This is a genomic window from Syntrophorhabdaceae bacterium (genome assembly GCA_028713955.1).
Taxonomy (GTDB): Bacteria; Desulfobacterota; Syntrophorhabdia; order Syntrophorhabdales; family Syntrophorhabdaceae; genus UBA5609.
Window position 1 is genome coordinate 1 of record JAQTNJ010000249.1, and the last position, 4,462, is coordinate 4,462.

Annotated in this window: 3 protein-coding genes; all 3 read left to right on the top strand. The window is 51.5% G+C overall.

Annotated features, from left to right (window positions below; translation table 11 throughout):
• On the top strand, positions 1 to 947 hold a 947-nt coding region (locus tag PHU49_14985; protein ID MDD5245312.1), incomplete at its 5' end, for a deoxyguanosinetriphosphate triphosphohydrolase.
• A gap of 42 nt (positions 948 to 989) precedes the next feature.
• A complete protein-coding gene (locus tag PHU49_14990; GenBank protein MDD5245313.1) occupies positions 990 to 3,623 on the top strand; it encodes a valine--tRNA ligase in 2,634 nt (877 codons plus the stop codon).
• Between the two features lie 3 nt (positions 3,624 to 3,626).
• Positions 3,627 to 4,462 (top strand): DUF294 nucleotidyltransferase-like domain-containing protein (locus tag PHU49_14995; protein MDD5245314.1); only part of this gene is annotated, 836 nt, incomplete at its 3' end.

A 4,462-nucleotide genomic window follows, 5' to 3' on the forward strand; every position in this document is an offset into this window, starting at 1 on the left:
CTGAATGCGACATACGGCCCGCATTCCAGCACGACAGGGACAGGATAACCCACAGCAAATCGTTCCGGAGACTGAAACACAAGACACAGGTTTTTCTCTCCCCTGCCGGCGACCATTACAGGACAAGACTCACCCACACCCTCGAGGTTGCCCAGATAGGACGAACCATTGCAAAAGCGCTCGACCTGAATGAAGACCTCGTTGAGGCAATCTCCCTCGGACACGATCTCGGCCATACACCATTCGGCCACGCAGGGGAAGAGGTCCTCAACGGCATTCACGAGGGAGGGTTTCGCCATTATGAGCAGAGCCTCAGGGTTGCGGACATCCTGGAGAGGGATGGTAAAGGGCTCAACCTTACCCATGAAGTGAGGGACGGCATCGTACGCCATTCAAAGGGCAAGGGGGAGATCGTTATCAGGGATGAGGCAGAAAAGCCTCTTACAAGGGAGGCTGAGGTGGTGAGGGTTGCCGACGTTATCGCCTACCTGAATCACGATATAGATGACGCGATCAGGGGGAACGTCATCACAGAAGAGGACCTGCCCGGGAAGTGCAGGGAATTCCTTGGTTTCACCGTCTCGGACAGGATCGACCGTATGGTACGGGGGGTTATATCGGAGACGCAGAAAGACCCTGAATTACAGGTACATTTTGGAGAGGAGCTCGAAGAACACATCGTGCAACTAAGGGATTTTATTTATGAAGCGGTATATGACAGCAATGTCGTCCATGGGGACTTCCTGAAATGCTCCAGGATCATCACCGACCTTTACCGGCATTTCCTGAAGAATCCTGATGCCTTCCTGAAAGAGACCGAAAGGAACGATTTTTATGACGAACCGGCAATATGCGTGTGTGATCTTATCGCGGGTATGACAGATCGCTATGCCTTTAATCTTTTTGAGAAGATCTTCCTTCCCTTGCCATGGAATATACCACTTTGATGGAACGGAAATATTTTGAATACTGATATTGGAGAATTTGATATGATGGACAAGGTTTATAATCCTCACGCTATTGAAGAGAAGTGGTACAGGTTCTGGGTTGAAAAGGGATTCTTTACGGCAGAGGGCAGTTCCCCGAAGCCTTCCTTTTCCATGGTTATCCCTCCCCCGAATGTTACCGGCTCTCTTCACATGGGGCACGCATTAAATAATACCCTCCAGGACATTGTAACTCGATTCAGGAGGATGGCAGGCTTCAATGCGCTCTGGCTTCCCGGTACAGACCATGCAGGCATTGCGACGCAAAATGTCGTTGAGAGGGAGCTCGCGAAGGAAGGGCAGACTCGTGAGATGCTCGGCCGGGATACATTTATCGAAAGGGTCTGGCAATGGAAAGAACAATCAGGGAACACTATCATAGAACAGCTCAAGCGACTCGGCTGCTCCTGTGACTGGTCCCGGGAACGCTTCACAATGGACGAGGGGCTTTCGAGGGCTGTCCGCGAGGTATTTGTACGGCTTTACAATGAAGGGCTCATCTACAGGGACAACTACATCATCAACTGGTGCCCGCGGTGTAAGACCGCCCTTTCAGACCTTGAAGCCGAGCATGAAGAAACAAATGGGCATCTCTACCATATCCGGTATCCCCTGGCGGAAGGCAACGGATACCTGACGGTCGCAACGACAAGGCCCGAGACCATGCTTGGCGATACAGCCGTTGCAGTGAACCCCGATGACGGACGATATGGAAGATATGTCGGGAAATACGTCATACTGCCAATCGTGGAGAAAAAGATCCCTGTTATCGGCGACAGCTACGTCGATACGTCATTCGGAACGGGCGTACTCAAGGTTACGCCGGCACACGACCTCAATGACTTCGAGATCATGAAGAGACATAACCTCGAGGTCGTCAAGGTCATCGATGACGATGGGAAGATGAACGAAAACGCCGTTCATTACAGGGGCACGGATAGATTCGAATGCCGGGACACAATCGTCAGGGAACTGGAGGAAAAAGGCCTCCTTGAAAAGATCGAGCCATACAACCTGGGTGTCGGAAAGTGCTACCGGTGCAAGACCATCGTGGAGCCCTCGCTGTCACTCCAGTGGTTCCTGAAGATGAAACCCCTCGCACAACCGGCAATCGAGGCCGTACGGGCACAACGGGTCAGGATCATCCCCGAGATGTGGGAAAAGGTCTATTTCGAATGGATGGAGAACATCAGAGATTGGTGTATCTCCCGCCAGATATGGTGGGGACACAGGATACCTGTATGGTATTGCGACAGATGCAACAAAACCTATGTATCCGTTGATAATATCGACACCTGCCAGGATTGTAAAGGCGAGTTGCGGCAGGAGTCCGATGTCCTTGATACGTGGTTCTCGTCAGGACTCTGGCCCTTTACCACCCTTGGCTGGCCTGACAAGACCGATGACCTGAAGACATTTTACCCAACGTCACTTCTCGTAACAGGGTTTGATATCCTCTTTTTCTGGGTAGCCCGGATGATCATGATGGGTTTGAAATTCATGGGGGACGTGCCCTTCCGTGACGTATACATCCACGCGCTCGTGAGGGACGCCGAAGGCAAGAAGATGAGCAAATCAAAGGGGAACGTTATTGACCCCCTTATCATAATGGATCAGTACGGGACGGATTCGTTCAGGTTCATCCTTACCCTTCTTGCCGCACAGGGACGTGATGTCCTTCTCTCAGAGGAGAGGATCGAAGGCGCAAGGAATTTTGTGAACAAGGTCTGGAATGCCTCCAAGCTTGCCCTTTCATTCCTGCAGGACAGGGAGATACCAACAGGAACCAGGCGGTCATCCTACCTGCCCGACGCGTGGATCAGGTCAAGGACACAAAAGGTGATCAGGGACGTGACTGAAAGCATCAACTCATACCGGTTCAATGAAGCAGCGAGCAGTCTCTACACCTTCATATGGCACGAGTTCTGCGACTGGTACCTGGAGCTTATAAAGCCAAACCTCTACGGCAAGGTCACATCATTCGATACAGATGCGACACGGTCTGTCCTCTACAGGACCCTCACGGATATCGTGAAGCTCCTGCATCCGATCATGCCTTTTGTCACCGAAGAGATCTATCAGCGCCTTCCGGGCCGTGACAACGAGAGCGTTATGGTCTCCGGGTTCCCGGTGTTCAACGAAGCCGAGCTGGACGAAGAAAGCGAAACAAACATGGCAACGATCATGGGGGTCATCGACGTAATCCGCAACATACGCGGCGAAACGGGCATAGCCCCAAACGTAAAGATCGGCGTCGTCATCCGTGCGAACGGTCACCAATCCCTTCTCGAGGCGTATGAATTCTATATGAAAGACCTCGCGAGGATCGGGAATATCCTGTTCATCGACGGCGATGCGCCGGAACATTCAGCAGTAGGTGTTCATAAGGGTATAGAGGTTTTTGTTCCCATCCACGGGTTGATTGATGTACAGAAGGAACTGGGGCGTATCGAAAAGGAACTCCTGAAGATCCATGAAGAGAGTGAAAGGATCTCCGGCAAGCTGAACAACCCCGCCTTCAGGGAAAAGGCGCCCCCGGAGGTTATCGCAAAGAATGAGGCAAGCTTCAATGAGTTACAGGAAAAACGTGGAAAGCTCATGGCAAGCAGGAAGATGCTGGAAAGCATTACAGGATAATAGATGCCGCTGAACTTCTCCATCATCGAATCGTACATCGAAGACCACCGTGATAGTATAAAAGACCGCCTCCTTCTGCGAAACGAGCGGTACAGGCTCCTCGCCGGGCTTGGCAACACCCTTCAATCGACCCTTAAGGATTATGAGATCTTCGAATCCGAGTTTTCATCACTCGTGCTCCACAAGATCGATGGGGCTATCTCACTGGAGGAGTTGCGGGCGTGTCATGAAACAGCGGTTGCAGGCATAGAAAATTTCTACCTTGAAGAGGAGACCATCCTGGACGTCCACGACCTTTTTCGCATCGCCCGGGATAAACTCATCATCAAGATACTAACCATGGTGGAAAATGAGATGGAAGGGGAAGGGTTAGGAAAACCTCCTACAGACTACGTATGGGCAGGGCTCGGTAGCGAAGGCAGAGACGAGCAGACGATGATCACCGATCAGGACAACCTGATCATCTACGACGAACCGGATAAAAACTTCCCGTCCGACAATCTCGGGAAGAAGTGGCGTGAAGAGTTTGAACAGAGGAATATCAGGATATTGAAAGACGGTCCCGGACCGAAACAGCTCGTTGATTATTATTACGAGATCTTTTCCCGGAAGGCTGCGGACAGGCTGCACGCAGTCGGTTTTGAGCGGTGCAAAGGCGGCATCATGCCCTCAAATGAAAAGTGGCGGGGATCTGTCGGGGACTGGAAGAAAAGGATAGAAGACAGGATCACCTATGAGCAGGGCATCTTTGAAAGTCTGGACGTGATAATCCTGACAGACGCCCGGCCCGTAAAAGGCAACAGAAAACTCCTTGACTCGTTCATGGAATACTTTTTCAA